This window comes from Asticcacaulis sp. P2_C5 (assembly GCF_056404555.1).
The window spans coordinates 293335-319753 of the sequence record NZ_JBFUDU010000004.1 but is presented as its reverse complement, the minus strand read 5'-3'; the positions used below and the strand labels follow the sequence as shown (position 1 = coordinate 319753).

The 26419-nt window shown below is 60.5% G+C and carries 26 protein-coding genes and 1 tRNA gene; 14 read left to right on the top strand and 13 right to left on the bottom strand.

What is annotated here, in order from left to right; all coding sequences use genetic code 11:
* Positions 1-97: 97 nt before the first annotated feature.
* Both AC1DXO_RS09515 and AC1DXO_RS09510 read right to left on the bottom strand, forming a co-directional pair.
* Positions 98-697: a YceI family protein gene (locus tag AC1DXO_RS09515; protein ID WP_476977887.1), complete on the bottom strand. Its 600-nt coding sequence runs from the start codon at positions 695-697 to the stop codon at positions 98-100.
* Positions 698-717: 20 nt separating this feature from the next.
* Positions 718-1284, bottom strand: a complete 567-nt coding sequence (locus AC1DXO_RS09510; protein WP_476977886.1) for a YceI family protein — start codon at positions 1282-1284, stop codon at positions 718-720.
* 205 nt (positions 1285-1489) lie between these two features.
* Here AC1DXO_RS09510 and AC1DXO_RS09505 point away from each other — a divergent pair, with 205 nt between their 5' ends.
* Together AC1DXO_RS09505 and AC1DXO_RS09500 are read left to right on the top strand one after the other, a co-directional pair.
* A complete protein-coding gene (locus tag AC1DXO_RS09505) occupies positions 1490-2260 on the top strand; it encodes a tetratricopeptide repeat protein (protein ID WP_476977885.1) in 771 nt (256 codons plus the stop codon).
* A gap of 106 nt (positions 2261-2366) precedes the next feature.
* On the top strand, positions 2367-2894 hold the full coding sequence (locus tag AC1DXO_RS09500; RefSeq protein WP_476977884.1) for a DUF1993 domain-containing protein: 528 nt from the start codon (positions 2367-2369) through the stop codon (positions 2892-2894).
* A 155-nt stretch (positions 2895-3049) separates the two neighbouring features.
* On the opposite strand, the gene AC1DXO_RS09495 is transcribed toward AC1DXO_RS09500, so the two are convergent.
* Genes AC1DXO_RS09495 through AC1DXO_RS09480 form a run of 4 tightly spaced genes read right to left on the bottom strand, consistent with a single transcriptional unit; the run spans position 3050 to position 5913 of the window.
* A complete protein-coding gene (locus AC1DXO_RS09495) occupies positions 3050-4147 on the bottom strand; it encodes a saccharopine dehydrogenase family protein (RefSeq protein WP_476977883.1) in 1098 nt (365 codons plus the stop codon).
* Entirely contained in the window at positions 4137-4769 is a 633-nt protein-coding gene (locus AC1DXO_RS09490) for a DUF4166 domain-containing protein (RefSeq protein ID WP_476977882.1), read from the bottom strand. Before AC1DXO_RS09490 ends, AC1DXO_RS09495 begins: the two co-directional genes overlap by 11 nt.
* Positions 4766-5203, bottom strand: coding sequence for a DCC1-like thiol-disulfide oxidoreductase family protein (locus AC1DXO_RS09485; RefSeq protein ID WP_476977881.1), 438 nt, complete (start codon positions 5201-5203; stop codon positions 4766-4768). Before AC1DXO_RS09485 ends, AC1DXO_RS09490 begins: the two co-directional genes overlap by 4 nt.
* Complete coding sequence (locus tag AC1DXO_RS09480) at positions 5200-5913, bottom strand: hypothetical protein (protein ID WP_476977880.1); 714 nt, start codon at positions 5911-5913, stop codon at positions 5200-5202. The genes AC1DXO_RS09485 and AC1DXO_RS09480 overlap by 4 nt, the downstream gene beginning before the upstream one ends.
* Positions 5914-6011: 98 nt before the next feature.
* Between AC1DXO_RS09480 and AC1DXO_RS09475 the strand changes: the two genes are divergently transcribed.
* A complete protein-coding gene (locus tag AC1DXO_RS09475) occupies positions 6012-6641 on the top strand; it encodes a glutathione S-transferase C-terminal domain-containing protein (protein ID WP_476977879.1) in 630 nt (209 codons plus the stop codon).
* On the opposite strand, the gene AC1DXO_RS09470 is transcribed toward AC1DXO_RS09475, so the two are convergent.
* Genes AC1DXO_RS09470 through AC1DXO_RS09460 form a run of 3 tightly spaced genes read right to left on the bottom strand, consistent with a single transcriptional unit; the run spans position 6638 to position 8880 of the window.
* Positions 6638-7438, bottom strand: a complete 801-nt coding sequence (locus AC1DXO_RS09470; protein WP_476977878.1) for a hypothetical protein — start codon at positions 7436-7438, stop codon at positions 6638-6640. The genes AC1DXO_RS09475 and AC1DXO_RS09470 overlap by 4 nt on opposite strands.
* 57 nt (positions 7439-7495) lie before the next feature.
* Entirely contained in the window at positions 7496-8383 is an 888-nt protein-coding gene (locus tag AC1DXO_RS09465; protein ID WP_476977877.1) for a hypothetical protein, read from the bottom strand.
* Between the two features lie 29 nt (positions 8384-8412).
* Positions 8413-8880 (bottom strand): DUF4442 domain-containing protein, encoded by a 468-nt coding sequence (locus AC1DXO_RS09460; RefSeq protein ID WP_476977876.1) that lies wholly within the window; start codon positions 8878-8880, stop codon positions 8413-8415.
* Between the two features lie 152 nt (positions 8881-9032).
* Here AC1DXO_RS09460 and AC1DXO_RS09455 point away from each other — a divergent pair, with 152 nt between their 5' ends.
* Both AC1DXO_RS09455 and AC1DXO_RS09450 read left to right on the top strand, forming a co-directional pair.
* Positions 9033-9683 carry a cytochrome b/b6 domain-containing protein gene (locus tag AC1DXO_RS09455; protein WP_476977875.1) on the top strand — a complete coding sequence of 217 codons (651 nt, stop codon included), beginning with the start codon at positions 9033-9035 and terminating at the stop codon, positions 9681-9683.
* Position 9684: 1 nt separating this feature from the next.
* A complete protein-coding gene (locus AC1DXO_RS09450; protein WP_476977874.1) occupies positions 9685-10464 on the top strand; it encodes a molybdopterin-dependent oxidoreductase in 780 nt (259 codons plus the stop codon).
* Between the two features lie 143 nt (positions 10465-10607).
* Here AC1DXO_RS09450 and ybaK read toward each other — a convergent pair whose 3' ends face one another.
* On the bottom strand, positions 10608-11081 hold the full coding sequence (gene ybaK / locus AC1DXO_RS09445) for a Cys-tRNA(Pro) deacylase (RefSeq protein WP_476977873.1): 474 nt from the start codon (positions 11079-11081) through the stop codon (positions 10608-10610).
* Positions 11082-11124: 43 nt separating this feature from the next.
* On the opposite strand from ybaK, the gene AC1DXO_RS09440 reads away from it, so the two are divergent.
* Together AC1DXO_RS09440 and AC1DXO_RS09435 are read left to right on the top strand one after the other, a co-directional pair.
* On the top strand, positions 11125-11994 hold the full coding sequence (locus tag AC1DXO_RS09440) for a 2-dehydropantoate 2-reductase (RefSeq protein WP_476977872.1): 870 nt from the start codon (positions 11125-11127) through the stop codon (positions 11992-11994).
* 96 nt (positions 11995-12090) lie between these two features.
* Positions 12091-13008, top strand: coding sequence for a CPBP family intramembrane glutamic endopeptidase (locus tag AC1DXO_RS09435; RefSeq protein WP_476977871.1), 918 nt, complete (start codon positions 12091-12093; stop codon positions 13006-13008).
* On the opposite strand, the gene AC1DXO_RS09430 is transcribed toward AC1DXO_RS09435, so the two are convergent.
* Positions 13005-14027 carry a threonine aldolase family protein gene (locus AC1DXO_RS09430; RefSeq protein WP_476977870.1) on the bottom strand — a complete coding sequence of 341 codons (1023 nt, stop codon included), beginning with the start codon at positions 14025-14027 and terminating at the stop codon, positions 13005-13007. The genes AC1DXO_RS09435 and AC1DXO_RS09430 overlap by 4 nt on opposite strands.
* 171 nt (positions 14028-14198) lie before the next feature.
* Here AC1DXO_RS09430 and AC1DXO_RS09425 point away from each other — a divergent pair, with 171 nt between their 5' ends.
* The 3 genes from AC1DXO_RS09425 to AC1DXO_RS09415 are packed head-to-tail and all read left to right on the top strand — an operon-like array spanning position 14199 to position 18556.
* Entirely contained in the window at positions 14199-14837 is a 639-nt protein-coding gene (locus tag AC1DXO_RS09425) for a cupredoxin domain-containing protein (protein WP_476977869.1), read from the top strand.
* Positions 14838-14879: 42 nt separating this feature from the next.
* Complete coding sequence (locus AC1DXO_RS09420; RefSeq protein WP_476977868.1) at positions 14880-17261, top strand: putative bifunctional diguanylate cyclase/phosphodiesterase; 2382 nt, start codon at positions 14880-14882, stop codon at positions 17259-17261.
* Positions 17258-18556, top strand: a complete 1299-nt coding sequence (locus AC1DXO_RS09415; protein ID WP_476977867.1) for a hypothetical protein — start codon at positions 17258-17260, stop codon at positions 18554-18556. The genes AC1DXO_RS09420 and AC1DXO_RS09415 overlap by 4 nt, the downstream gene beginning before the upstream one ends.
* Before the next feature lie 244 nt (positions 18557-18800).
* Here AC1DXO_RS09415 and AC1DXO_RS09410 read toward each other — a convergent pair.
* Positions 18801-18890 (bottom strand) — tRNA-Ser (locus tag AC1DXO_RS09410).
* Positions 18891-19305: 415 nt separating this feature from the next.
* On the opposite strand from AC1DXO_RS09410, the gene AC1DXO_RS09405 reads away from it, so the two are divergent.
* The 4 genes from AC1DXO_RS09405 to aguB all read left to right on the top strand — a co-directional run bounded on the left by AC1DXO_RS09405 (position 19306) and on the right by aguB (position 25941).
* Complete coding sequence (locus AC1DXO_RS09405) at positions 19306-20580, top strand: OmpA family protein (protein WP_476977866.1); 1275 nt, start codon at positions 19306-19308, stop codon at positions 20578-20580.
* A gap of 608 nt (positions 20581-21188) precedes the next feature.
* Entirely contained in the window at positions 21189-23756 is a 2568-nt protein-coding gene (locus AC1DXO_RS09400; protein ID WP_476977865.1) for a TonB-dependent receptor, read from the top strand.
* A 131-nt stretch (positions 23757-23887) separates the two neighbouring features.
* On the top strand, positions 23888-24919 hold the full coding sequence (locus AC1DXO_RS09395) for an agmatine deiminase family protein (protein WP_476977864.1): 1032 nt from the start codon (positions 23888-23890) through the stop codon (positions 24917-24919).
* Between the two features lie 152 nt (positions 24920-25071).
* Entirely contained in the window at positions 25072-25941 is an 870-nt protein-coding gene (gene aguB, locus AC1DXO_RS09390; RefSeq protein WP_476977863.1) for an N-carbamoylputrescine amidase, read from the top strand.
* 3 nt (positions 25942-25944) lie between these two features.
* Here aguB and AC1DXO_RS09385 read toward each other — a convergent pair whose 3' ends face one another.
* Positions 25945-26340 (bottom strand): hypothetical protein, encoded by a 396-nt coding sequence (locus AC1DXO_RS09385; RefSeq protein ID WP_476977862.1) that lies wholly within the window; start codon positions 26338-26340, stop codon positions 25945-25947.
* Positions 26341-26419 lie beyond the last annotated feature (79 nt).

Genomic DNA, 26419 nt, shown 5'->3' with positions numbered 1-26419 from the left:
AAACTTAAAAACCAGTCCTCCACCGTAGCCCACAGGGCGTTACGGGGGAGGTGGCTCGCGAAGCGAGACGGAGGGGGCAAGTTTACTGATCGAGAGCCTAAGGATAAGCTTCCGCCTCGATCACCAGGTCGATATCGTCACCGACGAACGGTTCAAGATTGCTCAGACCGAACGCCTTGCGGCTAAGGTGGGTCGTGGCGGTAAAGCCGACGCCGGTCTTGAACAGGGCCGGATTGAACGCCTTCTTGTTGTAGGTGACGTCCAGCACGACGCTTTGGGTGGCGCCGTGAAGGGTCAGGTCACCGGTCACCTTGGCGTGTCTCGGGCCATCCGTTGCCGCCGCATCGGCAGGGCGCGTCGGGTCGGGTACCACCTCCACCGCCGTGCTCTTGAAGGTCGCGCTGGGATATTGGGTGACGTCGAAATACTTGTCGCTCTTCAGCAGGGTGTCGAATTCGGGCAGGGCCGTGGTCAGGGTGGCCATGTCGAGGCTGGACTCGACCGTGCTGTTTTCGGGATGGTCCCAGTCAAGGACAAGGGTGCCATTGGCGCCCATGATCTTGCCATTGGGGTGCGAGAGGCCGAAATGTTCGTAGGTGAACTGGGCGGAGCTGTGCTTCGCCTCGATCTTATAGGTCTCGGCCGACACCGGTAAAGCCAGCGCCGCCAACAGACCTGCCAATATGAACGCCTTCATCCCGGCCTCCTGCTTACTGGTTATTTCTTGGCTTCGGCTTCGATATACAGGTCGATCTGGTCGCTGACCATCGGCGCGAACTTGCCGACACCGAAGTCGCTGCGCAGGATCGAACCCGTCGCTGAAAAGCCGGACTTGCTCTTGTCATCGGCGCGCTTGTTCAGCTTGACGTGCAGGGTAACGGGCTTGGTCACGCCATGGATGGTGAGGTCACCCGTGACATCGGCCGTATCGGCGCCTGTGAGCGCCACGGTTGTGCTCTTGAAAGTGGCTGTCGGAAAGTTGGCCGCGTCGAAGAAATCGGGGCTCTTCAGGTGGTCATCGAGCTTGACGACGCCAGTGTTGACGCCGGCGATGGCGAACGTGACCTCGACCGAAGACGCAGCCGGGTTGGCGTCGTCCAGCGTGACCGTACCGACGGCGTTCATGAACTTGCCGTTCATATGCGAAAATCCGCCATGGAAATATTCGAACGATACGAAAGTATGGTTAGGGTCCAGCGTATAGGTGTCGGCGGCAAAAGCCGGCGCGGCCGCGAGACCAAGGACCAGTGCGGAGACGGCGAACAGGGAGCGGAAGACTTTCATGGGGGAATCTTTCTCGGGGTGAGTCGAAAACTACAAATGTAACAATAATGGTTACTGTTTTGGTTTGCAAGACCGCCCCGGCCGCTCACCGCAAATTTTCTCCATGCTGGCCGGAAATTGCGTCAGTCGTGTGGCGAGGTCAGCCCATTGCCCGTCGCTGCGGTTTATGATTGAGTGTGACAGGCTATCTGGAGGGGGACTTGTCATGAAATTCTGTAACCTTGCCGTCCTGGCTACGGTTTTGACTCTGGGCGCATTTGCGACCGGCACATATGCCGATGAAGCATCGCCGGCGGCCTTCAGCGATATCAAGATTGTCGATTGCCGTCAGCACGACGCAGTGCAGGAGCAGAAGGACCGCGATCTGGCGCTGGAGGCCTTCGGCCTTATGCAGGCGCATGACATGTCGACGCTCGATTCCATGACGCGCAAGCTCGAGGCGGCGCTGGACCGCGCGCCGGACGTCCCGTCCAGTTCGGAACGCTGTGGCGACAAGATCAATCTCTACACCGACGACATGGGGCAGATGTTCCTGATGACGGCCTTTGTCAGCCGTACGCCGGGTCTGGAGAAGGTATCGGTCGTCCAGTACGGCGCCTTGCCCTATGGCCAGCTCGGTTTCATCGTCGGCTGGATCCGCTTCGAGCACGAAAAGTTCGCCGCCGCGTATAAGGCCTATGCGCGCGGCCTGCGCAACGATCCCAACGACTTTACGCTGATTAATGAGATGGCGCTGACCCTGAGCCACCTGCGTCGCAATGACGAAGGTCTGGCCCTGGTCGATGATTTCCTGGCCGCACATGACACGCTCGACGACAAGGCAAAAGCGGCCCTGCAGCGCAAGCGCGGTTATATCCTGGTCGAACTGCAGCGGCTGGACGAGGCAAGGGCGGCCTATGAAGAATCGCTTCGGCTCGAGCCCGGCAATGCGGTGGCCATGGGCGAACTGGACTATATCGCGCAGCAAAAGCACTAAACGGAGCGCAGATTTTCCACTTAATCCATGCGAAGATGCCTCGCATTCATAGCTTCGCCTTCCTATATGCGCCGGGTCCGACAACGGATCATACAGGAGGGTTTCCATGCCAGATACAGCCGTAACCATCACCAAGATCGACATGTACCACGCGTCCGTGCCGATTGTTCTGCGTGCGCTTACCAATCTTAAATCCATTCTGGGCAAGGCCGAGGCCTGGGCCGCCGAAAAGAACGTCAAGGAAGCGACCGTGCTGAATGCCCGCCTGGCGCTCGACATGCTGCCCTTCGTTGCCCAGATTCGCATCGTCAGCGACAATGCCAAGGGCCTGGCTGCCCGCCTCGGCGGCGTCGAGAACCCCGCCTATGCCGACGAAGAAACGACCTTCGCCGAACTGCACGAACGCCTGCAAAAGACGATCGACTTCGTAAGCAGCGTGCCGCAATCCGGTTTCGAAGGCGCCGAAGGGCGTGAAATCGTGCTGAAATTTCCCAGCCGTACGATGGAATTTACCGGCCTTAGCTATCTGACCGGCTTTGCCATTCCGAACATCTTTTTCCACGTGACCACCGCCTACGCCATTCTGCGACATTCAGGCGTCCCCCTTGGCAAGTCGGACTTCCTGGGTGGATAGATATCCGAACGATGTATTGCCCCTGAGCCGCAGCTCGGGGGCAACGCACCGCCGCAGGCTTCACGGCGCGCGCAACGCCGATGGAGAACCCTGGTTGGCGGTTCTGCTCGGCGAACTGGTCGGAGCTATTTTGAGCCTAGCCTGGTAATGCGCTGTCAGTTCTCGCACGTGCTGACCGCGAAGGGTTTAAGTTCGCGCAGATAGTCTTCCAGACTGACCAGCCCGACACAGGCCCGGGCGCCGGGCGTCAGCACTTCACCCGCCGCCAGCCGGCGCGCCAGGACAATGGCCGGAACGCACGGAATGTTCGGGCCATCGCCCTTTTCCGCCACGACATGCCATGTCCGGGTTAGAGACTGTCCATCGTGTCCGACGCCGCGCAGGATCATATGCATGCCGCCGGTATCGCTGCCCAGCCAATCAAACCAACGGCTGATCTTGAGCAAGGGGGCGGCGAACGGCGTCAGATCGCTGAGCCATCCCCAGCGCACCAGCCATGACATCAGCCATAATCCCCACTGCATGAAACCCAACTCGACCCCTGCGCCGAAACGGATTGCGCTCAGGCCATAGGCCGGGCCCAGCAGGTCCAGATCAGGAATTTCGCAATTTGCCAGCCAGCGCCGGCCGAACACAGGATAGGTGTGTACCCGCATATCCTGCCAACCATAGGCGTCGACATTGCCGGGCCACGGACGCAGGGGCTTGCCGACATAGCTGAGGATGGCCTGCACCGTAGCCATGCCGCGCTCGGTTTTCTGGCCTGGCGTGATACCGAAATCAACGCTGTCGATGCGTGAAAACTGCGGCAGATAATGCTCGATCACCGCCGACGACAACCCCGGCACCGTACTGGCGCCGGTGATCAGCGCTACACCGGCCGCCTTTGCTTCGGCATCGAGCCCAACAAACTCACTTACAAAATCTCGGCCGTCGGCCAGGTCGATATAGGCGATGCCCGCCGCGATACAGGCCCGCGCTACGCTGTAATCCGCGCCTTGGAACGGCCCGCAGGTATGGATGACCGCGATGGGCTTCTCGCGCCTCAGCACGCCGACCAGATCATGGTGAATATCGATGGCGAGCCCACGCGCCCTGGGCAGGCTTGCGGCCAGGGCGTCGGCCTTGGCCGCGTCACGGCCGGCAAGGATCATGGCCACGCCGTGCCGCGCCAGTCCTGCGGCGATGCGCTTGCCGAAATTGCCGTAGCCTCCCAGGATCAGGACCTCCCGGCTCAGATCGTCACGGCTCAAGTCTGACCTCCGTCACCGTGAATTCCCCGGCATAACCGATCATCGGCCCGTCGTGCATAAAGTGGTTCAACTCGGTCTTCATGCGGAAACGGTCGTCGCCGGTCGACTGCTCGAAGGCTCCACCCTGGCCGGCAAATATATCGAGCCAGTCGGGCAGGGGGATGCTGATCCCGAAAACCCGCCAGCAAAAGCCGAGATGGCGCAGTATGACCTTGTCGCCTTCGTAATAGTAGCTCGCCTTCCAGCCGCCACCGAAGGCAAAATATTCGACCACGACATGCGGTTTTATGCACACCAATTCGGAGCGGAAGACATATTCCGCCTGGTCCGGCGGGAAGAAATGGCGCTCGAAAATGTAGGTCTTCGATTTCGGATCGCTGCGCGTATAGACAGTGCAGGGAACGCCATGGCCCTCGAACGGCACGAGCACGCGGGTGAGCCGCAGAAGCCATTTGAAGCGCCGCATCATGGGCGACAGGGTGATGTCAAGCTGGCCGTGGTGGGTGACGACGTCATGGCTGAACGGACGGTTGGCGTAATGCGCCTTCAATGCCGGGGGCAAGGCCTCCCACTGGTCACCGAACACGTCTGCGAAGATCGGGAGAGATGTCGGCTCAGTCATATCGGCTTCTTCCCGTTCAAAAACAGGGCGCAGCTCCGCACAGCCTTCAGGAAGGGATAGGCCAGGGCGACGGTGCGGCGGTTGCGAAACAGGGCAACATTCAGCCGGTTCAGCCAACCGTTTTCCGACCCCAGCAGGGCCAGCAGATACAGCGCGTCCTCACCATGGTACAACCGGTCCTGATAGCTGACGATAATACCCTGGTTCAGGTCGAAGCCCTGGGCGCGGATCTGCGCCATCAGGGGCGTATCGGTGATGTCGCGCGCATTGTGAATACGAAGTTGCCCGACGGCTTGTTTCAGTCGCACCATATGTGCCGACGCCGAGCAGAACGGACAATCACCGTCATAGACCAGTTCGATATAGTCCGCCTCCGCCATGACATCACGATAGCATGCACTGCGCTGTCGGCAATGCGGCATCTTGCCCGTCACGCGGCCAGTTTCTGCATCACATACAGGCTGCGCTTACCGCTCTGCTTGCCCCTGGTGCCGTAGGCCAGACGCAGCTCGTTGTCGGACCACACCTCCAGGACCGTTTCGTCGGGCAGGATAACGTGCAGCAGCAGGTCGGGAACGATATTGACCCGGTTGGGCAGCTTTCCGGCCTCTTCCAGTGCGGCGAACCGCCACGGCGCCGGATCGTCCAGTCCGCCGAGGCAACCGTAGAAACGCGTGTAATGGATTTTCAGCACCGTCGGTTCCGTATCTGAAAAGCCGTACTCGCCGCGTAACAGGCCGGTCTTCGATTTTTCCGGATGGATCGCGTCAATAAACGGGATGATGTTGTAGTACCAGCCGGCGCCATTGACCACTTGAATGACCTTGTCGACGGCGATGCGCGGATTCTTGCGGCCCTGGTCGGGCTTGTCCGATGGCGCCAGCACAGTCGCCCAGGTTCCGATCAACTGCGGCAGGCGTTGCTTCAACGGTTTTTGCGGCACCAGATGCAGAAGCTCCTGCACCAGGCCGTCCAGTTGCGCTCGCAACGCTGCCCGACCCGCCTTCGCCGCCGCCGTAGTTTGAGTGGCCGTGATTTGGCGCGCCAGCCGCAGGATATCGGCCTTGACGGTGGCGACATCGCGCGCCCCAGCCGGCGTCACCGCCATCATACCCAGACCGACAAGAACTTCACGCCGCAACATGAAGTGACTTTCGGCCAAAACATCCCCAGCCGCAAGCCCGACCGCCCTTGCAAATGGCCGTATTCACGCCAATTTCTGCAATAACTGAAGGAGCCCTCATGATTCATCTCTACACCTGGGGTACGCCCAATGGCCGCAAGCTGACCATCATGATGGAGGAACTGGGCGTTCCCTACGACCTTCATCCGGTCAATATCGGCAAGGACGAGCAATTCGATCCCGAATTCCTCAAGATTTCGCCCAACAACAAGATCCCGGCCATTGTCGACGATGCCGCCGAAGGCGGGCCTCTGCCCTTGTTCGAATCCGGCGCCATCATGATCTATCTCGCCGACAAATATAGCCGCTTCCTCGCTCCCTCAGGGCCTGCGCGCTATACCGCGATCCAGTGGCTGATGTGGCAGATGGGCGGCCTGGGGCCGATGTTCGGCCAACTGGGCTGGTTCGTGGTGTCGGACAAGGAACAGACTCCGACCGGTGTCGAGCGCTATGCCAAGGAATGCCGCCGTCTGCTGGGCGTCCTCGACAAGCGCCTCGGAGAAGCTCCCTATGTTGCCGGCGACGACTACACCATTGCCGATATGGCGATCTGGCCGTGGATTTCGCAGTATCGGGTGCGCGTCAAGGACCATATCGAGCCCATGGTGCAGGATCATCCCAATGTCCTGGCCTGGCTGGATCGAGTCGGCGCCCGCGAAGGCGTACAACGCGGCTTCAAGCTTCCCTAATTCAGGTGCTCAACGCCCTTTGCCGTTTCCCAGGCGGCGAGATCCCTGACTTGTTTTGCGCTCATGACCTTCAGCGTCACCGGTTTCAGACGGCCTGAGTCGGCAGGATTGTCAGCGGTAATCTTCCAGCCGGTGCCATTGTTCCACGTCATGGTGGCGCCGAAGACTGCCTTGCCTTCGTCGTCATCGGCGCAGCTTAACTTCAGCACGCCTGCCGACACCCAGGCCTTCGGTTCGCAGGGCGAGAAGGACTGATAAGTCGCCCGGGGATAGGGCCATTCGATGACTTGCAGGAAACCGTCACCGAGCATCGACGCGGTCTCGCCGGATGCCACGAAGCGGCCATCGGCGGAAGGCAGCAGCTTGCCGCTGCTCCATTCCAGGCGGCCCTGGCGGTCGATCACGATGGTCTGCAGGCCTTCACCGTGTTCGCGCGACACAACGGCAAAGGGCTGGATCACACCGTGGTCCTCCAGGCCGATAAGGCCGGCAAAGCGCCACAGGCTGCACGTTTCCCAGCCTTCGCAATCCGTTGCCGGCGAACTGGTCAGTCGCACGACATCGTGGCCGTCATAGGAGATAACGAGCTTGCCACCTTCACGTCGCGCATAGCCTGCATAGGCCCCCAGCGCAGGAGCTTCGTCGGCATATAGCCTCATCTCGATCCTGGGAGCGGCGGGTACGGCTGTCGCGACCGGTGGCGTCACCTTCAAAGGCGGCACTGGCTTGGCCGTACAGGCGGCCAGTACGGCCAGTCCGCCCAACGCCAGCAACCGAAACAATCCCTTATCGCGCATCTTGCTCCCCTTCGATACTCTAAGGAGAGTATGCCTTTCGCCGCATTGCGTCAAACGTTAGGGGCGCCAGTTAATGCCCTCGCCCGTTCGCCCCGCCAGGACGGCGGGTTTTTGTCGTTCCGCGACGCTGTCCATAGCGGCTTCCTGATCGGCCGCGGTGGTGGAGCTGAGTGTCAGCAACGACAGTATGGATCCTGGCACTGGATCGGTATTGTTGTCATCGCTCGGTTCGATCTCGGCGGTTTCGACCAGCCGCCAGTTGCCGTCCTTCATTCGCGTCACAGTCGCCACCGTATAGGCCTCGCTGTCAAGGTGCGAACAGATGGCGCGGAACTGCACCGGTGACAACCAGTTCAGGACTTCACAGCCGGCCGTGAATACGTAACGCCTGTGAGGGTAAGGCGTGGTCCAGTCGCTGATCCACAGGAAGTCGTCGTCCGAGGCCGTCCCCAGCGAGCCATCTGCGACAAAGCGCCCGTCCGGCGAGGTCATCGGGGAGGGACCAAACCAGGTCAGTCCGTGGCCGGGCTCGACAAAAGCGATATTAGATATGACATAGCCGTGCGTCCGCTCGATCGCGGCATAGGCGGTTCGCCCAGGTGTCCCGGGCGCGGCCAACTCGACCGGCCCCTTGAATGCCCAGACCAGACAGACCTTGGTTTCAACACAGCCGTCTACATGGTCCTGAAACGTGACGATCGGGTGGCCCGCGGCAGATACGGTGAGCAGGTCACCGTCACGCACCGCCAGGGCGCCCTGCGCTGCCAGCAAAGGCGCTTCTTCTTTGCGGTAAAATGCCTGATTCTTTAATAGAAACGCGAGATCGGCCGCCGTCTTGCTGGCCTGTTCAGCGTCGACTGACTGCGCATCAGTGGAGTCGCCGCCCTGTGGCGGCGTGCAGGCGGCCAGCATAATGGCTGCCATGGTCAGACACAGTTTGCGCATCAAAATCCCCCCATTTTCGTCAGATCCTATCACGCTTTCGGGCGCTTGCCATCCTTGTCCTTGCGTCGGACATACAGCACCTTGTGGACCCGGGCGACCAGGACGCCATCGCTGCCGACAATATCGACATCATATTCCGGTTCGACCTTTGAGCCGGAATCGGCCAAGCCCCTTACCCGGGCGATCTCCTCCGGCGGGATATGGAAATGCGCCCTGACGTGCGACCGGCCGGGTTTCAGGAACTGGATCGACGCCGCCTTGTCCCAGACGACGTAATCGCGCCCGAGATTGGTCATCAGTATGGCCATGAAGAACGGATCGCACATCATATACAGCGATCCGCCGAACTGCGTGCCGACGACGTTTCGGTTCCACCAGCGCAGTTTCATCTCGACGGTGATCTGCGTCACGTCGGCATTGGTCTCGACCACCTTGATCCCGGCCCCGATCATCGGCGGATACCAGTTGATCATTCTGAACAGCTTGGCGTTGGCCATGGAACCTCCTGAAGTTGTCGTTATTTTTATACTGAAATGCACAAAATTCAAGATGTAACCCGCGATTGGTTTCGGGCGTATTCATGTTAAGTAACGATCTATGGAGTTTGGGCGGCCCGCCGCCCGAAGCTTTAGCGAAGGGCGGAGGCATTATGGCAGACCACTCAGACAATGACCCTGGTGACAAGCGCTCCATCCATCCATGGTGGCTGCGCGCCATACATTGGTGCAATGCCGTGGCCATTGTCCTGCTGATCATGAGTGGCTGGCGGATCTACAACGCCACCAACTTCCTGCATTTTACCTCCCCGAACTGTCACGGCGGCATCGCGCGCGGTTTTCCGCACTGCGTCACCCTCGGCGGCTGGCTGGGCGGCGCGCTGCAGTGGCATTTCGCCGCCATGTGGCTGCTGTTCGGCACGGCCTTCTTCTATCTCGTCATGGTGATCGTCACCAAGCGCTTCGGCCGCCAGTTCACGCCGGTGTCGATACCGGGCATCTTCCGCGACCTGGTGGCGACCTTTACCGGCAAGCTCAGCCACGCCGATATCCGCCATTACAACTACGTCCAGAAGGCGGCCTATCTGTTCGCCATGCTCGACATCATCGTCCTGATCTGTTCAGGGCTTGTCCTGTTCAAAAGCGTTCAGTTTCCGATCCTGCGTACGCTTCTGGGCGGTTACGAAGGCGCGCGCCTGGTTCACTTTATCGCCATGTCGCTGATGGTTGGTTTTATCCTGGTTCACGTGGTCATGGCGCTTCTGGTGCCCAAGACCATCAAGGCCATGCTGTGGGGACGCTGACATGAATGATCGCAACATCCCGGACGACATCAAGAAGGACAAGGACGCCATTCTGAAGGAGGCCAACGGCCTGCTGAAGGATCCGTCGAAGCGCCGCCTGTTCGGTAATCTGCTGACCTTGGGCGGGCTGTCGATCGCTACCGGCGTGCTGATCCACGACCACGGCTCGATCAAAAAGATCCTCAACCGGATTTCGCGCTTCAATGACGGTGCTCAGTGGCTATTGTTCGATCCGAACGACAAGGCCCCGGTCTACAGCCGGTCGATGATCACCGATCCATTTCCGTTCAACGCCTTCTACGGCCGCGACCAGGCGCCGGTCGTCGCGGCGGAGGGCTATAGATTGCAGCTGTCGGGCAAGATCGCCGACAAGCGCGAGTGGGACTTGCCGGCGCTGTATGCCTTGCCGCAGATATCCATGGTCACCCGCCATATCTGCGTCGAGGGCTGGAGCGCCATAGGTGAATGGGGCGGGGTGGTCTTTTCCGAGTTCCTGAAGCGGGTAGGCGCCGACACGACGTGCAAATATATCGGCTTCAAATGCGCCGATGGTTATTACACTTCGATCGACATGCCGACGGCCCTGCACAGCCAGACCCTGCTGGCCTTTACCTTCCGCGACAAGACTCTGCCCGTCTATTACGGCTTCCCGATGAAGCTGCGCATGCCGACCAAGCTGGGCTACAAAAACCCGAAGCACATCATGGAAATCTTTGTCACCAATGACTATCCGGGCGGCTACTGGGAAGACAAGGGCTATAACTGGTTCGGGGGGAGTTAAAGGTTTTTTGGAACCGCGAATGAACGCGAATGAACGCGAATAGGTTTGCGAGCTTTGCTCGCTACAGTTCAATAGGTTCTCGAAAACGTCCAGCTAACCTAAAATTCGCGTTTATTCGCGTTCATTCGCGGTTCCAAGCTTTCCTACGCCATCAAATCCACAAACCCCGCTTCCAGCACGCGCGCCGCATCTTCGGGTGCGATGCTTAGCAACAGCCCCCGCTGGCCGGCATTGATATAGACCGTGTCGAACAGTTGCGCCGTCTCATCGATCGCCGTCGGCGCCAATTTACGTTGGCCGAAAGGTGAAATCCCCCCGACCTTGAACCCGGTCAGCCGCTCAGCGTCGGGCACCTTCATCATATGCGCCGCCTTGGCGCCAAAATGCGCGGCCAGCTTCTTCATGCTGACCTCAAGCGGCGAGGGCACAACGACGCACACGGCCTTGCCATCGGCCTCGGCCATCAAGGTCTTGAAGGTCTGGTCGGGATCGATACCCAGGGCCTCGGCTGCCTGCAAGCCGACGCGCGGTGCATCCGGATCATAGTCATAGGGGTGCAGATCGAACGCAATGCCGAGCTTGCTCAAAAACAGGGTGGCGGGTGTGGTTTTGGACATGCTCCCGTGATAATTCGGCGCAACCCAACTGACAAGGTGCGTGATGTCCTCCATTACCCTGATTGGCCCCGGCGCGGTCGGCCTGACCGTCGCGGCGGCCCTGATCGACAACGGCCATGAGGTGGCCTTCGTGTCGCGCCAGCCCTTTGCCACCCTGATCGTCGACGACCGCGACGGCCTGTTCCGCCTTCATCCGGCACAACTGTCCAATCCGCCGGCGGTGACCGATTGGGTCCTGATATGCACCAAGGCGCATCAGACCGCCTCCGCCGCCGAAGCCATCCGTCAGGCTACCGGTCCGGAAACATGCATTGCCGTCCTGCAGAACGGCGTTGAACACGCTGACCGCCTTGCCCCCTTTGTCACAGATACAACGCCGGTCGTGCCGGTGGTGGTCGACATACCGGGCGTCAAAATCGCGTCGGGCCATGTCGCGTGGCGCGGCAGGGCCACGCTTGCCGTCCAGGACAACGAACCCGGCCGGGCCTTTACTGCGTTGTTCGAGAGCAGTTTCATCATGGCCTCGACCACGCCCGACCTGACGACAAAGATGTGGCGCAAGCTGTGCGTCAATGCCCCGGCGGGCGCAGTCCTGGCCTTGACACGCCAGCCCATGGGCGTTTTCCATCGCGCGGGTGTTGCGGATATTGCCCGTGCGCTTTTGGCCGAATGTATAGCCGTCGGCCGTGCCGAAGGGGCGCAACTGCCCGACAGCGTGCTCGATGAACAGATGGCGGGTTACATGTCGGCATCGCCAAGCGACAGCAATTCGATGCTGGAGGATGTCCGCGCCGGACGCGAAAGTGAGTGGGATGCGCGCAACGCGGTGCTCGTGCGCAAGGGGCTGAAACACGGCATACCGACCCCGGTCAGCGCCGCCCTGGTGCCGTTATTGGCGGCGCTCGTGGGTTGAACGGAATGCCCGCCGGTTTCATGAAACAATGTTAAGTTGCCAGGCTCCGGCGCACTTCGTATCACCTGTGACAATTCAGAATAGCAGGGGCCTCAGGTGACGGATAACGAGATCGCAACGAGCGGTAAAAAGCCAGCGATATTCATCGGTTCCCAGGGCCTGCGCGCCGGCTGGGGCGTCGCCCTGTTTGCGATCCTGTGCGTGGCGCTTGTCGTCGCGCTCAATATCGGGTTGCACGCCGTGCACTTCCACGCACCGAAGAGCGATCCCAATATACTCGACCCCATCAGCACCCTGTTTCAGGAAGGGATCCTTGCCGGCGTCCTGGTCATCGCCACCTTCGTCATGCTGGTGATTGAGCGGCGAAAAGCCTCCGCGGTGGGCTTCGGGCTGAAGAACGCCCTGCCGCGCTTTCTGCAAGGCGTCTTTTTCGGCCTCCTGGCGCTTTCGGCGCTGATCGGCCTGTTGTGGCTGTGCAAGGCGATCACTTTCGAGCGCAACCCTTTGGGTAATCCCGCCATGACGATGTACGGTCTGCAATGGGCAGGGGCTTTCGTGCTGGTGGGGATCGCCGAAGAACTGGCCTTTCGCGGTTACCTGCAGCAGACCCTGGCGCGCGGCCTCAACTTCCGCTGGGCCACCCTGATCCTCGGCGTCCTGTTTGCCGCGGCCCATTCGGGCAATCCGGGTGAGACACCTATCAGCCTGGCCATGGGTTTCGGATTTGCGCTGCTGCTGTCGCTGAGCGTCTGGAAGACGGGCGCCGTCTGGTGGGCCGTCGGTTTCCATGCCGCTTGGGACTGGGCGCAATCCTTCCTTTATGGTGTGGCCGACAGCGGCCATCCTTCGGTCGGGACCTTTTTTGTAGCCCATACGTCCGGCCCGGCCTGGCTGGGCGGTGGCGTCACCGGTCCGGAAGGCAGCCTGCTGGCCTTTCCGGTCATGCTGGCCGTCGTGGTGGTGATCTGGTTTACGATCAAAAAGCCGGATCAAGCCCTGGGCGTAAAATTCTAGCCTGCCTTCAAATCCGCCAGTAACCCGTCGACATCATCTTCGGTCGTCGCAAAGCTGGTGACCAGGCGATAGGCGTTGGCGCCTTCATTGGGCCACAGATAGAAGAAGTGCCCGCGCGCCAGCACGGCTTTGGCTTTTTCCGCCGGCAATCTGACGAACAGCTCATTGGCTTCGACGGGATGGATAATGCCGACCTCCATCGTCCGCAGGCCGGCTTCCAGTCGCAGCGCCATGGCATTGGCATGTCTCGCCAGGTCCAGCCACAGGCCATCTTCCAGCAAGGCCACCAACTGCGCCGAGACATAGCGCGCCTTTGACGGCAACTGCCCGCCGCGCTTGTGGACATAGGCGAAGTTCGCCGCCAATTGCGGATTGAAGATCACCGCCGCCTCGGCCAGCATGGCGCCGTTCTTGGTGCCGCCGAATGACAGGATGTCGACGCCCGCCACGACCTCGGCAGGTCGGCAGGCGAGGGCCGCTACCGCATTGGCAAACCGCGCCCCGTCCATATGGACATAAAGTCCGTTCGCCCGGGCGAAGGCCGTCAGGGCGCGGAGTTCCTCCAGGCTGTAGACCGTGCCCAGTTCGGTGCTCTGGGTCAGGCTGAGGACGCGCGGCCGCGAGGTATGCGGCGCGTGGTCGAGTGTCCGCGCGACCAGGTCACCGATGGCTTCGACCGTCAACTTGGCGCCGTCACCGCCCAGGCCGACCAGCTTGCCGCCGGTAAAGAACTCCGGCAGGCCGCATTCGTCGTTGTGGATATGGGATTGGCGATGGCACAGCACAGATTCATACGGCCGGATCATCTGCGCCAGGGCCAGGCCATTGCACGCCGAACCGTTGAACACCGGAAACACCGTTACATCCGGTGCCTCGAAGACCTCGGCCATCCTTTGGCGCAGGGTCTGAGTTACGGGGTCGTTGCCGTAGGCCGGCACATTGCCGCTATTGACCTTGCTCAGGGACGCGAGAACGTTCGGATGGACAGGAGCGGTATTATCACTGGCGAAATTGGCCATGCGCGTGAACGACTTTCTCTGGCGAAGGTTTCATAAAAAGGACCTTGGTAACGGTGCCGCCAAGGCCAGTGCAAGCCTTAATATGACTCCGGCAATACGATTTTCAGAACAATAATCGCTTCGCTTGTGCCGCTTAACCGAGTTTTAGACCTGTTGTGATATTCAGCAGGTATGAAATCCGTTTTCCCAAGCCTGGCAACGCTTGCCGCCATATTCGCCATAGCGTCCGCAGCCGGGGCGGCCGACGTGACCGTGACCGTCAGTGACGCCGCGGGCAAGCCGGTCAGCAGCGCCGTGATCACGTTTACGCCCGAAGCCGGAGCGGCGATTCCCGCAGGACTAAAGGGAGGCGCCTACGTCATGGCGCAAAAGGGCGTGCAGTTCCAGCCCTTCGTCCTGGCCGTGCCGGTCGGCGCGACGGTCGCTTTTCCCAACCAGGATCGCGTCAACCACCACGTCTATTCCTTCTCGCCGACCCAGCCCTTCCAACTGCCGCTCTACGGCACGGGCCAGACGCGTTCGGTCACCTTCACCAAGGTCGGTACGGAGGCTTTGGGCTGCAATATCCACGACTCGATGTCGGCCTATATCCGAATCGTCTCGACCCCTTACTTCGCCACGACCGGCGCCACCGGCAAGGTCGTGCTCAAAGGCGTGCCGGAAGGGGCGGGCAGTCTCAAGGTCTGGCAACCCTTGATGGAGGCCCCCGATCACGAAACCGGCCGCAGCTTCGCGGTCGGCAAGACGAACGCAACCCAGGCCTTCTCGGTCAAGGTGCGTCAGATGATGACCATGTCCGGTTCCTACTAGCCAGTTCATACTAGACAGAGTCGATAGGACTAAAAACAGAAGATGATATTCAAGCGTCTCAGCACCAAACTGACGGTCATGTTCGGCGGCCTGTTTTCCCTGGCCCTGCTCGTGATCTCCCTTGCCTGCTACATGGCAGTGGTGTCCTACGCGCGAGATTCCGTCCAGAACGAGTTGCAGGCCTCGGCAAGCGTGTTCAAGCGCATCTGGACATTGAAATCCGACGCCCTGCAGACCAATGCCATGCTGCTCTCACGCGATTTTGGTTTCAAGCAGGCCCTGGCGACCCGGGACATGGCGACGGTCGAATCGGCCTTTTCCAACCTGCAGGGGCGCCTGAAGACGGAGACCGGCCTGATTATCGGCCCTGACGGCAAGCCCCTGGTCGGCGATACCACGGAGTTGGGACAGAACCTGGCCCATGCCCTGGCGTCGCGTGACGAATACGAATCGCAGATCGGCGTCATCGCCGTGGACAGCCACCCGTACCAGGCGGTGGCAGCGCCCGTCATGGCGCCCGATCGCCTGGGCTGGGTTGTCTTTGCTTCGCGACTCGACGAAGAGGAAATGGCCAATCTGCAGGGACTGTCCTCGATCCCGATCAAGGCCAGCATCCTGACCCAGACGCGCGGCGGCCTGTGGCAGGGCCCCCAGGACCAGACCCGCGACTACAAGCCGTCGTCTTTAAGTTTCTTCATCGACCAGAGCCTGCTGACCAAGTCGGTCAGCATGGTGGCCAGCAACCATGGCACGGTCATCGCGGTGGCCACGCCCTTGCCTAATCTGGAAGGCGATCAGCGCAGCGTACTTTTGCTCAGCTACCCGCTCAGCTCTGCGCTCAAGGCCTATCAGCCGCTGCTCACCGTCTTGTTCACCATCGGCGCCGCCGGCTTTATGCTGGTCATCATGGCCAGCCTGTATCTGGCGCGCTCCCTGACGCGGCCGATCCAGGCGCTCAAGGAAGCGGCCGCTGCCTTGCGCGACGGCCGCTCGGGCCAGGTGAAGATCTCGACCAATGACGAGATGGCCGACCTTGCCCATGCCTTTAACGACATGGCGATATCGATCGAAGATCGCGAGCGCGACATCATGCGTCTGGCCAAGACCGATCTCGCGACCAACATGCCCAACCGGTCGGCCTTCGAAGACCACATTGCCGACCTGCGCGAACAGCCGGACTCCGGGCCGGAATCCGGTGTCGTCATCGTCGCCATCGGCATCGAACGTTACGCCCATATCCGCGCTGTCTGGGGCGGCAACTATGCCCACACGCTGGTCTCCAGGCTGCAGGGCATTCTGGCCCGATTGTTCGAGCGAGCCTTTATCGCCCGTCTATCGGCCGACACCCTGGGCCTGTGCCTGTCGCCGTGCGAAGCCGATCAGGCTCTGCCGCTGGCCAAGGCCATTGCGTCGCGCCTGGTCAAGCGCATCCGTGTCACCGATGATCAAAGCCTGGACGTTAATGTTTCGCAGGGCATCTTTCATGTTGGTCATATACGCCCGACAGCCGATGAAATGATCGAACGCGCCCTGATCGCACTGGACCAGTCGCGCGCCGCCAAGACAGGCATTACCCTGTTCGACCCGCGGGTCTATTCCGAACTGGCCGATACGCTGCTGCTTACCGACCAGCTCTTCGCCGCCCTGCAGGCCGGCGTCCTGGAGGTCTATTATCAGCCGAAGTTCAGCTATCGCGACGGCCGCATCACGGCGGCTGAGGCCCTGGTGCGCTGGAACCATCCGGAACGCGGATTTGTCTCGCCCCAGCGCTTCGTCGCGATCGCCGAAGAAACCGGCGCCATCCGCGACCTGACCCAGCATGTCCTGACCATCGTCCTGGCCGACCAGGCACGCCTGCAGGCCGCAGGTTTCGATATCGATATGAGCATCAACTATTCCGGCCGCCTGCTGTCGGATGAGGCCTTCAACGCCAAGACGGTCGCGCTGTGCGATGGCGCCGTCGGCCAGATATGCCTGGAAATTACCGAAACCGCGGTCATCGAAGACCCGAAGATCGGCCTGGCCGCCATCAATACCTTTGTCGACCACGGCGTCGAAATCTCGATCGATGATTTCGGCACCGGCCTGTCGTCCCTGTCTTATCTCAAGCAGATCCCGGCCCACGAACTGAAGATCGACCGCGCCTTTATCATGGAGATAGAGCAGGGTCAGCGCGACGCCCTGCTGGTGCGCTCAACCATCGACCTGGCCCACGGCCTGGGTATGAAGGTTACGGCCGAAGGCGTCGAGACCGCCACCTCCTTCACCCTGCTGCAAGCCATGGGCTGCGATATCGCCCAGGGCTACGGTATCGCCAAGCCCATGCCGTTTGAAGCGCTCATTCCCTTCCTTACCGATTTCCGCGACGTGGCCGACGCCCGTGCGCGCATGCCCGAATTCAGGCCTCGCAAAGTTCGCTCATGACCCAGATCAGAACGCCTATCTCTTCCGCCTGCGCCGCCGTCTTAACCATGGCGGCCATGCCGTGTCTGCTGCCGGCTTCAGCCCATGCCGAAACCCAGCTGTTCAGCGCCGAGACCATAAAGGCCTGGGCCGACGTCCGCCTGACCAGCGGGGAGGGCGAGCGCAGTTGGACTCGTGGCGGCTTTGGCAAGACGCGCTACGGCGACGGCGATGCCGGCGCCCATCTGGCCCAGGCCGCCCTGCTGTGGCAGCCGCGCCTTCTCGACACTGTCACCGCCTACGTCCTGGTCCAGAGTGTGCCAGACTCTTATACGCCTTCGGGCAAGCACAATCCGTTGGGTGTCGAGGAAGCCTACATTAAATGGAAGCCGGTGCCGACGGGCGCCGTGCGCTACAGCCTGCGCGCCGGCCAGATGTTCCCACCGGTCTCGCAGGAGCATGATGGCGTCGGATGGACGTCCTCGCGTACCCTGACGCCCTCGGCCATCAACAGTTGGATCGGCGAAGAAGTCCTGGTCGACGGCGTCGAAGGCACGGTAACCGTTGCGGCTGGTGATTCGAAGTTCGGCGCGACGGCCGGTGTGTTCAGCCGTGACGACACGGCCGGGACGATTCTCGCCTGGCGCGGCTGGGCGCTGCACGACATCTCCTCGGCTGATTCGACCGGACTGGCCCTGCCGGACGGCGACGATCAGGGCTGGTACCAGTTATTCGACGACGATCAGGCGGCCTATTCGCGGCCGGTGGTCGAGATCGATCACCGCCTTGGCTACTATGTCCGTCTCGATTGGCGCCCGCCGGCGCCGTTCGCCGTCAATCTCGAATTTTATGACAATCAGGGTGATCCTGAGGTTGACCGCAACGGCCAGTGGGGCTGGGCGACGCGCTTCTATAACCTGGGTATCCAGTACCAGCCCGCCGCCAACTGGGAGGTCCTTGGCCAATACATGATGGGCCAGACGGCCATGGGTTGGAAAGGTCGCGACGGCAAATGGGCGGTCGACGTCAATTTTGATTCGGCCTATCTGCTGGTTTCACGCAAGCTGGGCGTCGAACGCCTGACCGGGCGAATCGACTACTTCGCCGCCCGCGACAATTCGCGGCGCGCTGTGGACGACAATACCGACCGGGGCTACGCCGCCACACTGGCCTGGTTGCATCCGCTTAATGATCACCTGGATGTGGCGTGCGAAGTCATGCAGGTCCGCAGCTACCGGCCGGCCAGGGCGTCGCACGGCCTTGACCCCAGGCAGACCCAGAACCAGGCCCAGATCGCCTTGAAATTGCACCTGTAATTCCAAGCTGCGATCATTGCAGCTTGGCAAGGGCGCCAGAAAACGCTTATTGGCCGCCGCGCATTTGCGCGAGCCATGCGGCGTTTGAGCTCAAACAATGTATGTTGCGTCGCAGTAAAATGTCGCCTTTCGGGCGAAAACGCAGCAACGCGCAGGCGATACGCGCGCAATCGGGACTGAATGGCTGCTCTGTTATAAAACCATAAAAAAGGCCCCGTGTCGGGGCTGTTTTTCATGGAGAAAATGGCGGAGAGGGTGGGATTCGAACCCACGATAGAGTTGCCCCTATGCCGCATTTCGAGTGCGGTGCTTTCGACCACTCAGCCACCTCTCCGTCAGGGGTGAATTATCAAAACGCCTTTATATACAATTATATATTGGAGGCATTTTGGCCAATTCCAGGGCGTTTGCGCGCCCAGGGGTCGATCAGAGCGGGTGTCTCTACTCAAGGCCCGCATATTTCGCAAGCTTTTTTGCGTGCCTTATGATATTTTTATATGCCCCCCATGTGGGCCTATAGATTTTTTACGGTAAAGTTCACGCATTATATCGCTCTGTACGATCGCGTCCCCACAAGCGTGTCTTTCTGGTGTCAGTTCTCGCCAAAGCGGATAGAAAAGTGCAGTTTTTTAACCAAAGTCGCATTTGGGTGCTATGCAAAACGACTTCGGAAAGTTATGAAGTCGTGTACTAAAAGTTTCAGTCGAGATGATCGGCTGTTCGTTCGAAGGCCAAGAGAGGGCACAACTATGAAACTCAATTTGCTGGCGGGCGTTGCTCTCGCCGCGATGGCAGTGGGGGCAACCGGTGCCTCTGCTGAACAATATCCGGGTTGGTACGGAGCCGTTGATCTCGGTTCTAACACCCTGGGCGATTACAAGGCCGTTTCGACGGGTCATATGGCCGACGGTGGCGCCTATATGTATGACGTCGGAACGGACAACGATTGGGCTGGGTTCGCCCGTCTCGGTTACCGTTATAACCCCAACTGGCGCGTTGAATTCGAAGGTGGCTACCGCCCCGGCGACATCACCTCGGCCATCGCTCCGTTCGGTCGTGACTATCCGACCATCCCGGGTACGACGACTGTTGACACCGCGCTCTGCACCGTCGGCGTCATCCGCACCGCGAATGATCCTTGCGGCTCGCCGAAGGGCTCGCTCGATCAGACGACCTTCATGGTCAATCTGTATTACGACATCCTGCCGGAATCCTCGGTCCATCCGTTCGTCGGCGTCGGCGTCGGTCTTGACCACGTCAAGACGAAGCTGATCGGCCAACTGTCGACCAGCCCGTCCAAGGGCGTTGCTGATCTCAGCATGGCTGGCGACGACACGGTTCCGGCCGCTCAGTTCCTGGCTGGTATCGCCTGGGCTCTGTCCGACCGCCTCAGCCTCGACGTCACCTACCGCTATCTGGCGGCTGGCAAGGCTAGCTTCGACGGCATGGTTTCGCCGCTCGCAGCCTACGACATGGAACCTGGTCATGCCGATACGGGCGCTGGCTGGGAACAGCCGGGCGAATTCTCGGGTAAGCTGAGCGATCAGACCCTGTCGGTCGGTCTGCGTTGGGCCTTCGGCTCGCCGCCGGCCCCGGTTGTTGAAGAGCCGGTTCAGGCGCCTCCTCCGCCGCCTCCTCCCCCGCCTCCTCCTCCTCCTCCGCCGCCTGTTAACCCGGCGCCGACCTATGGCGACCGCGAATTCATCGTCTACTTTGAATTCGACAAGTCCGCTCTCACATCGGATGCGCAGTCGGTGGTCCAGGCCGCGGCTGATTATGCCAAGGCCGGTGGCGCTGCTCGCGTCGTGGTCGTCGGTCACGCCGACACCTCCGGTTCGGCCGCTTACAACATCCGCCTGTCGGAACGCCGCGCCAAGACTGTTGCTGATGCCCTGGTTGGCCTCGGTGTTGACGGTTCGAAGCTGGCCGTTGACTGGAAGGGTGAATCCCAACCGGCAGTCGCCACCGGCGACGGCGTGAAGGAACCCCTGAACCGTCGTTCGACGATCGACATCACGTTCTAAGCGTTCAGAACGCGATTACATCGCAAGCGAAAATCGGAAACCCGGCCTGTGCAAACAGGCCGGGTTTTTGTTGCGCCTGAGGCTGCAAAATTGCAGAAATGCAGGATGACAAGAGGAGAGCCATCGACGTCTGGGCCGTATCCCTGCCCGTAGTTGACGTTGCGAAAACCTCACGGTGCAGCGCAGCATTATGGCAGTCTTGCCACAAAATAATCACGATGTTGCAAAGGTCTGAAATATCCGCCGTCGCAATGTGATAACGATTGTTACATGCGCATATCTAGGCGGTCTTTAGCTTTGAGGCCATAAATGTGGTGGCTATGGCTGAATAAATCAGGGATTACGCCGGCAATTGCGGCAAAATCAGGCCTGCCGCACAGCAACATAGTGTGACAATAAGGCTGCAACAGGTTGCTGATGTGACAAGCGTCACAAAAGGTTTGCACTTTTCGCTCAAAAAGTGACGGAAAACCTACTAAAGAATTAACAGCACAATTCTACTGACCACGATTGACAGCCAACCTGGGCATGCCTGGGCTGTTGCGCGCTGTCCCGTGCGGCAGGGTAAGTTTTTGCTTTGTACGTAAATCTGGAGAGGGATCCTCCTAATGAAACTGAATAAAACCATCATCCTGGCCGGTACGGCCCTGGCCGGCCTGGTAGTAGCCTCTGGCGCCCTGGCCCAGTCGACCGCGACTCAGCAGGTCGAGGACAAGACGACAGAAGTCATCATTAAGGGGAAGAAGGCCACCGGACCGATCAAGCGCGAAACCGGCCCCAAGGCCAAGGCGACGATCGATCAGGCCACGATCTCCAAGGGCTCGGCAGGTCAGACGATCGCCGACACCCTGAACCTGATTCCCGGCTACAACTTCACCAACAACGACGCGTTCGGTTCGTCGGGCGGCAACGTCATGATGCGCGGCCTGGATGGTTCGCGGGTCTCGCTGACCTTCGACGGCATGCAGCTCAACGACTCCGGCAACTATGCCATCTATACCAACCAGCAGCTTGAGCCGGAACTGATCTGCGCCGCCTCGGTCCAGACCGGTGCCACCGACGTCGACTCGATGACGGCCTCCGCCTCGGGCGGTACCATCAACTACAATACCTGCAAGCCCGAAGACACGATGAGCGCGGTCGTCAAGGCCAGCGTCGGTTCGGATAACTTCAAGCAAGCCTTCATCCGCCTCGACAGCGGCAAGATCGGTCCCTGGGGCACCAAGTTGTTCTTCGCCTATACCGGCCAGGACTACGACACCTGGACGCGCGAACCGAACGTCGACCCGGACGTTCGCGCCCACCTGCAAAAGAATCAGTACAACGCCCGCATCTATCAGGACGTCGGTGACAATGGCTCGTTCATGAGCCTGTCGTTCCACTGGAACGAAAACCGCAACCACTTCATGTTCGGTCCCTCGAAGCCCCAGGCCGATTGCGCCACCCAGACGACGAACGACGTAGGCGGCGCGCCTGGTAACGTCTTCCCGACCTGCGGTTACGATTACAACAGCATCAATGCCGGCAATATTAATCCGTCCAACACCGGCAATATCCGCGGCCAGTCGAAGTGGGTCATCAGCGACAAGCTGACCGTGACCGTCGACCCGCAGTTCCAGTACGTCCTGGCCAATGGCGGCGGTAACTCGACCCTGTCGGAAACCAGCCTGCAACTGCGCGGCTCCAAGGTCAGCACGGTCGCCGGCGTCGATCTGAACGGCGACCACGACTTTGGCGACACGGTTACTATCTATCGTCCGAACACGACCAACACGCACCGCTACGGCCTGAACACCGGCCTGATCTATAGCCTGACCGACAGCCAGACGATCCGCGTCGGTTACTCGATCGATCGCGCTCGTCACCGCCAAACTGGCGAGGCCACCCTGGTCGATGAAAACAACGCGCCGCTCGACGTCTTCGGTGGCAAGCTGAACGAAGACCTGCGCATCCTGACCGCCGATGGCGATGGCTCCTTCTGGCGCCGCCGTGACCGTCTGTCGTTTGCCAATGTCGACGTTTTGTCGTTCGAATACCGCGGCCGCTTCTTCGAAGAAAAGTTGCTGGTCGATGTCGGCGTGCGCAAGCAAAAGCTGGAGCGCGAGCTGAACCAGAACTGCTACTCGCCGCTCAACGGCACGGGTTCGACCGCGCCCTATTGCTCGACGCAAAAGATCGTCAGCACGACGACCATGGCCGATGGCAATAAGGTTGTGCAGCTCGAAGGTGCGACGACCCTGTATTTCGCCCCCTACAAGAGCAACGTGTCGTTTGAAAAGAGCCTGCCGAACATTGGCCTGACCTGGAACTTCGACGCGTCGAACCAGATTTTCGCCACCTACGCCGAGTCGATGTCGTCGCCGCGTACCGACAGCTACTACGCTGCCGTGTTCGGCACCGACCTGCCGCCCACCTTGACCCTGACCTCGGCCAACCTGGCCGCCAATGTCGCCCTGGTGACCGCCAACAGCCTCAGCGTTGCCACGCCGAACCCGGAAACCAGCCAGACCGTCGAACTGGGTTACCGCTACAAGTCGCCGACCTTCCAGGCGACGGCGACCGTATGGGCCGCGTCCGACAAGGACCGGATCGTCACGGCGTTCGACCGTGACTCGGGCGCTTCGTTCGACCGCAACATCGGCGACGTCAAGCGTAAGGGTTTCGAAGCTTCGGCGGCCTATAACCCCGTTGAGCCTTTGGTGCTGAGCGCCAGCGTGACCTATACCAAGACCGAACTGCAGGACAATCTCGACTTTGCCCGTACCACAGCCGGTGTTGCCCGTTACCTGCCGACCGCCGGCAAGCAACTGGTCGAAATGCCCAAGTGGATGTGGACTGTCGGCATGGACTACCAGATCATGTCTTCGCTGGCTCTGAACCTGAACGCCAAATATGTCGGCGACCGCTTTACGACCGATGTCAATGACGACGTTGCCCCGCACTACGTGGTGTGGAATGGCTCGCTGCGTTACGACCTGCCGTTCCTTAAGTCGGGCACCTATCTGCAGCTGAACGCCATCAATCTGTTCGACAAGAAATATATCGGCAGCGTAGGCTCGCAGAACAACGCCTACACTGTGGTCGACAATACCGGCGCCACCAAGAACGGCACCAAGCCCTTCCTGAACGTCGGCGCGCCGCAAACCTTCGTCCTGTCGCTGCGCACGGCTTTCTAAGTACCCGCAGCATTGCTAAAACAGACGGCCTCCGGTTCCGCCGGAGGCCGTTTTTTTGCGCCGTGTTTTCCATGGCCAAACCCCTGGTGCGATGGTAAGAGGCGGGCGCTCATCAGCAACTGGTTAGAAGAATGACACGAATCGTTCCGGCGGAATGGGAAGCTCACAAGGCAATCTGGATCGGCTTTCCCAGCCATGAAACCCTGTGGCAGGACGACCTGATCCCAGCCCAGGCCGAGGTCGCGGCCCTGGCCAGGGTGCTGGCCGAGATCGGTGACGAGCATGTCCGCCTGATGGTGATGGGCGAGGGCGCGCGCGCCGCCGCCGAAGGTCTTTTGAGCGATGTGAAGAAGGTCGAGATCATCGACGGCCGTTTCGGCGACATCTGGTTCCGCGACACCGGCCCCATCTATGTTGCCGACGATGCCGATGACGACGATCTGCATCAGGCCTTGCCGGTGGGCTTCCTTAACAATGGCTGGGGCGGCAAGTATCACCTGAAATATGACGACGAGGTCGCCCGCCAGATCAGCGAGGCTGACGGTTTTGTCAGCCAGATAGAGGATTTTATCCTCGAAGGGGGCGCGCTCGACCACGATGGCCACGGCACGGTCCTGACGACACGGCAGTGCCTGCTCAATCCCAACCGTAACCCCGGCTGGACCCAATCCCTTGCCGAACAGGCCCTGTTCCAGGCTCTGGGCGTGCGCAAGGTCATCTGGCTCGATGACGGCCTGATGAACGACCATACCGATGGCCATGTCGATAATCTGGCGCGCTTTGTGGCGCCCGGCGTCGTGGCCTGTCCCGTCGCGTTTGGCCGCGATGACCCGAATGCGGGAGTCTATGATGCGACCGCCAGGCTGTTGGCCTCGCAGACCGACGCCCGCGGCCAGCCGCTTCAGGTCGTGCGCATCCCGTCCCCCGGGCGCGTGGTCGACGAGGATGGCGAAATCATTCCGGCTTCCCATATGAACTTCCTGATCGCCAATGATTGCGTGGTGGTGCCGATCTATGAAGAACGTCCGGGTGAGCTTATGGTCGAGGCCCTGCAAAGCCTTTTCCCTGAGCGCCAGGTGTTGGGCCTGTCATCGCGCGCCATACTGACCGGTGGCGGCAGTTTCCACTGCATCAGCCAGCAGGTCCCGCTGGTGAAGGCGTAATCTATTAGGCCGGAACAAGGCTATCTCCCTCCTCCTTGTTCGCTGCAGCCGAAGGCGTAAGCGAATGGGGACGGGGACCACGAAGTGGTGGAGGGGTGATTCCCCAGGCGCCGGATCTGCCGGCCTTTTTTCCTGAGTTGGAGTAATGGTCTATGACCCGTACAGTTAAAGTCGCCGCCCTGCAGACCGCCTATGGCCCGGACCTTCAGGCCAATATCGCCAGGACCGAAGCGCTGGTGCGCGACGCGGCGGCCCAGGGCGCCCAGATCGTCCTGCCGTCGGAACTGTTCCAGGGCGAATATTTCTGCGTCAGCCAGGAAGAAAAGTGGTTCGCCACCGCCCATCCGTGGCGTACGCACCCTTGCGTCGTGGCCATGCAAAAACTGGCGGCGGAACTGGATGTCGTCATTCCAACCTCGATCTATGAGAAGGAAGGACCGCACTATTTCAACAGTCTGGTCGTCATCGACGCCGGCGGCGAATTGTTGGGCGTCTATCGCAAGAGCCACATCCCCGACGGTCCCGGTTATCAGGAAAAATACTATTTCCGCCCCGGCGATACGGGCTTCAAGGTGTGGGACACTAAATACGCCCACATCGGCGTCGGCATTTGCTGGGATCAGTGGTATCCGGAAGCGGCCCGCGCCATGGCCTTGCTGGGCGCCGAGGTCCTGTTCTATCCGACGGCCATCGGTTCCGAGCCGCACGATGCCTCGCTCGACACCGCCGCCCCATGGCAGCGCGTCATGCAGGGGCACGCGGTCGCCAATGTCATCCCGGTCGTGGCGTCGAACCGTATCGGCACGGAACGGGTAACGGCGGCCGGCCAGACCTTCTATGGCCATAGCTTTATCGCCAACAACCGTGGAGATCTGGTCAAGTCCTTCGGTGCCGCTGAAGAGGGCGTTCTGGTCGCCGAGTTCGATCTCGACTATCTCAACACCCACCGCGCCGCCTGGGGTTTCTTCCGCGACCGCCGGCCGGATCTCTACGCTGCCCTGGCCAGTCCGAGGCCGGCATAGGAATTAGACGTACCGCGCCGCGACCATGGCGATCACCGTCAGGCTGAGCAATCCGGCAGCAACGCGATGCGCGATACCAGCCCGCTTTCGCGCCCCGGCATCGCCCGCTTTTAGCTGTTTCAAGGCCCCGCCGATCACAACGATCTGCAGCAGGGCCGCGATCAGGGCGCACACAATCCCTGCACCCAAAACCATCTCATAGGTGCTGAACCCACCCGCGTGGAGCTGGCTCCACAAAAACCCACCTGTCAGCACCGTGATCGCCACACCGCCCATCTGGCGCGGAAAAACGATCTCCGCGCCCTGGCCTCCCATGCGCGCCAGGTTGGCCGTCGAACCCATCCAGAAGATGGCGGCCAGGGCGTGCAGTGAAACCGCTAGAATGAGGGCGATTTGCATGGCAGACTCCGTATCTATCCGTGTTGCAATTAAATATACAGACTGTTCACCTAAATTAGATATACACTTTGTAAATTGA

Excerpts from the sequence above, each read along its gene's own strand:
- AC1DXO_RS09515 (WP_476977887.1), bottom strand. The coding sequence starts at position 697 with ATGAAGGCGTTCATATTGGCAGGTCTGTTGGCGGCGCTGGCTTTACCG.
- AC1DXO_RS09510 (WP_476977886.1), bottom strand. The coding sequence starts at position 1,284 with ATGAAAGTCTTCCGCTCCCTGTTCGCCGTCTCCGCACTGGTCCTTGGT.
- AC1DXO_RS09505 (WP_476977885.1), top strand. The coding sequence starts at position 1,490 with ATGAAATTCTGTAACCTTGCCGTCCTGGCTACGGTTTTGACTCTGGGC.
- AC1DXO_RS09500 (WP_476977884.1), top strand. The coding sequence starts at position 2,367 with ATGCCAGATACAGCCGTAACCATCACCAAGATCGACATGTACCACGCG.
- AC1DXO_RS09490 (WP_476977882.1), bottom strand. The coding sequence starts at position 4,769 with ATGACTGAGCCGACATCTCTCCCGATCTTCGCAGACGTGTTCGGTGAC.
- AC1DXO_RS09480 (WP_476977880.1), bottom strand. The coding sequence starts at position 5,913 with ATGTTGCGGCGTGAAGTTCTTGTCGGTCTGGGTATGATGGCGGTGACG.
- AC1DXO_RS09475 (WP_476977879.1), top strand. The coding sequence starts at position 6,012 with ATGATTCATCTCTACACCTGGGGTACGCCCAATGGCCGCAAGCTGACC.
- AC1DXO_RS09470 (WP_476977878.1), bottom strand. The coding sequence starts at position 7,438 with ATGCGCGATAAGGGATTGTTTCGGTTGCTGGCGTTGGGCGGACTGGCC.
- AC1DXO_RS09465 (WP_476977877.1), bottom strand. The coding sequence starts at position 8,383 with ATGCGCAAACTGTGTCTGACCATGGCAGCCATTATGCTGGCCGCCTGC.
- AC1DXO_RS09460 (WP_476977876.1), bottom strand. The coding sequence starts at position 8,880 with ATGGCCAACGCCAAGCTGTTCAGAATGATCAACTGGTATCCGCCGATG.
- AC1DXO_RS09455 (WP_476977875.1), top strand. The coding sequence starts at position 9,033 with ATGGCAGACCACTCAGACAATGACCCTGGTGACAAGCGCTCCATCCAT.
- AC1DXO_RS09450 (WP_476977874.1), top strand. The coding sequence starts at position 9,685 with ATGAATGATCGCAACATCCCGGACGACATCAAGAAGGACAAGGACGCC.
- ybaK (WP_476977873.1), bottom strand. The coding sequence starts at position 11,081 with ATGTCCAAAACCACACCCGCCACCCTGTTTTTGAGCAAGCTCGGCATT.
- AC1DXO_RS09440 (WP_476977872.1), top strand. The coding sequence starts at position 11,125 with ATGTCCTCCATTACCCTGATTGGCCCCGGCGCGGTCGGCCTGACCGTC.
- AC1DXO_RS09430 (WP_476977870.1), bottom strand. The coding sequence starts at position 14,027 with ATGGCCAATTTCGCCAGTGATAATACCGCTCCTGTCCATCCGAACGTT.
- AC1DXO_RS09425 (WP_476977869.1), top strand. The coding sequence starts at position 14,199 with ATGAAATCCGTTTTCCCAAGCCTGGCAACGCTTGCCGCCATATTCGCC.
- AC1DXO_RS09420 (WP_476977868.1), top strand. The coding sequence starts at position 14,880 with ATGATATTCAAGCGTCTCAGCACCAAACTGACGGTCATGTTCGGCGGC.
- AC1DXO_RS09415 (WP_476977867.1), top strand. The coding sequence starts at position 17,258 with ATGACCCAGATCAGAACGCCTATCTCTTCCGCCTGCGCCGCCGTCTTA.
- AC1DXO_RS09405 (WP_476977866.1), top strand. The coding sequence starts at position 19,306 with ATGAAACTCAATTTGCTGGCGGGCGTTGCTCTCGCCGCGATGGCAGTG.
- AC1DXO_RS09400 (WP_476977865.1), top strand. The coding sequence starts at position 21,189 with ATGAAACTGAATAAAACCATCATCCTGGCCGGTACGGCCCTGGCCGGC.
- AC1DXO_RS09395 (WP_476977864.1), top strand. The coding sequence starts at position 23,888 with ATGACACGAATCGTTCCGGCGGAATGGGAAGCTCACAAGGCAATCTGG.
- aguB (WP_476977863.1), top strand. The coding sequence starts at position 25,072 with ATGACCCGTACAGTTAAAGTCGCCGCCCTGCAGACCGCCTATGGCCCG.
- AC1DXO_RS09385 (WP_476977862.1), bottom strand. The coding sequence starts at position 26,340 with ATGCAAATCGCCCTCATTCTAGCGGTTTCACTGCACGCCCTGGCCGCC.